The organism is Streptomyces sp. SBT349 (genome assembly GCF_001083795.1).
In the GTDB taxonomy this organism is placed as follows: Bacteria; Actinomycetota; Actinomycetes; order Streptomycetales; family Streptomycetaceae; genus Streptomyces.
The window spans coordinates 1-1071 of record NZ_LAVK01000689.1; the positions used below are offsets into that span (position 1 = coordinate 1).

Genomic DNA, 1071 nt, shown 5'->3' on the forward strand with positions numbered 1-1071 from the left:
GGGTAGGGTCCGGCGGGGAGGTGCGGGGATGAGTTTCCGGCTGGCGGCGTACGCCGTGTGCGTCGAGGACGGGCGGGTGCTGCTCGCCCATCACGCGTCCGCGAACTGGACCCTTCCGGGTGGCAGGGTCGAGCACGCGGAGGATCCGTTCCACGCGGTGACGCGGGAGGTCGCGGAGGAGACCGGCTACGACGCCGTTGTCGAACGCCTGCTCGGCGTGGACTCGCGGGTGATCCCCGCGGCCGTCGCGCGTGCGGGAGTCGAGCACCAGAATGTCGGCGTCTTCTACCTGGTCCGCGTCACCGGCGGCCGCGCCCGGCCGGAGCCGGACGGCGAGACCACCGAGTCGGTCTGGACCCCGGTCCCCGACGTCGCCCGCCTGCGGCGGTCGTCGCTGGTCGACATCGGCCTCGCCCTCGCGCGGACCCGGCCGCCGACCGGCCACGTCGCCCCCGTCCCGGTCGGCGGCCTGATCCAGCACTGAGACCGCCCCCGCACGGCCTCCGCCGTGCGGGGGCCGTGGGAACCCACACATCCGACGAGAGGGAGAGAGCATGACGGATCTGTACGACATCCCGCTGCGCACGCTGGACGGCGAGGACATCACGCTCGGCGCGTTCAGGAGCAGGGTGCTCCTGGTGGTCAACGTGGCGTCCCGCTGCGGGCTGACACCGCAGTACGCCGGGCTGGAGCGGTTGCAGAAGCAGTACGAGGGGCGCGGTTTCACCGTTCTCGGCTTCCCGTGCAACCAGTTCGCCGGGCAGGAGCCGGGCTCGCCCGAGGAGATCCGCGCGTTCTGCTCCGTGAACTACGGCGTCACCTTCCCGTTGTTCGAACGGATCGAGGTCAACGGCCCGGGGCGGCATCCGCTGTACGCGGAGCTGACCCGCACGGCGGACGCCGACGGTGGCGCGGGCGACATCCAGTGGAACTTCGAGAAGTTCCTGGTCTCCCCGGAGGGGGAGGTCCTGGGCCGGTACCGGCCGGGGACCGAGCCGGAGGGCGAGGAGCTCGTGGCGGCCATCGAGGCGCGGCTCCCCGTCTGACGGGAGCAGGGGCGGCGGGCGAGGG

At 72.8% G+C, this 1071-nt stretch carries 2 protein-coding genes; both read left to right on the plus strand.

Annotated features, from left to right (window positions below):
- Nucleotides 1–28 precede the first annotated feature (28 nt).
- Nucleotides 29–484, plus strand: a complete 456-nt coding sequence (locus ADY01_RS35835; protein ID WP_063784485.1) for an NUDIX hydrolase — start codon at nt 29–31, stop codon at nt 482–484.
- Nucleotides 485–554: 70 nt separating this feature from the next.
- Nucleotides 555–1046: a glutathione peroxidase gene (locus ADY01_RS35840; RefSeq protein WP_049581086.1), complete on the plus strand. Its 492-nt coding sequence runs from the start codon at nt 555–557 to the stop codon at nt 1044–1046.
- The last annotated feature ends 25 nt before the right edge of the window (nt 1047–1071 follow it).